This is a genomic window from Komagataeibacter kakiaceti JCM 25156 (assembly GCF_000613305.1).
Map to the genome: position 1 here is coordinate 1 of NZ_BAIO01000767.1, position 823 is coordinate 823.

At 66.8% G+C, this 823-nt stretch carries 1 protein-coding gene; it reads left to right on the forward strand.

Features of this window, described 5'->3' with window-relative positions; translation table 11 throughout:
• A partial coding sequence (locus JCM25156_RS18745) for a Gfo/Idh/MocA family protein (protein ID WP_025814357.1) occupies window positions 1–823 on the forward strand: 823 nt, incomplete at both ends.

Here is an 823-nt window from a genome sequence, read left to right on the forward strand (position 1 = left end):
CTCCCCGCGTGAAATCCTGTCGGGCATCCATGACCCGGACGGGCGGCGCGCGGCACAGGTCGCGGCCGAGGCCGGGGGCGCGCCGGTCCTGTCCTATCCCGATCTGCTGGCCTGTTCGGATGCGATCATTATCGCGGCCCCGGCGGACCATCATTTCGATCTGGCGCGTCAGGCGCTGGCGGCCGGGCGGCATGTGCTGGTTGAAAAGCCCATGGCGGCCACGCTGGAACAGGCCGATGAGCTGGCGCGGCTGGCCAGCCAGAACGCGGTGGTGCTTCAGGTCGGGCACCTGCTGCGCTATTCGGCCGAACACCGGGCCATTACCGAGCGCATTTCCCGCCCGCTCTATATCGAGGCCACGCGGATCGCGCCCTACAAGCCGCGCGGCACGGATGTATCGGTCATCCTTGACCTCATGATTCACGATCTGGATCTTGTGCTGGCCATTGTGGATAGCCCGATCGAAAGCGTCGATGCGCTGGGGGCGGCGGTCAGTTCCCCGTTCGAGGACATCGCCAACGCCCGCGTGCGCTTTGAAAACGGGTGCGTGGCCACCATCGCCGCAAGCCGCATCTCGCTCAAGACCGAGCGGCGGATGCGCGTGTTCTCGCAGGAAGGCTACCTTTCAGCCGATTTCGTGAAGCGTGAACTCACCATGATCGGCCGGGAGCGCGGACTGCCCCTGCCGGGCACGGGGGGATTCCGGCGCGAATCCGTAACATGGCGCGATCATGATACGCTGGCCGCCGAACACGCGGCCTTTGCCGCTTCCTGCCTTGATGGCGCGCCGGTTCTGGTCAACGCGATGGCGGGCCGCCGCGCG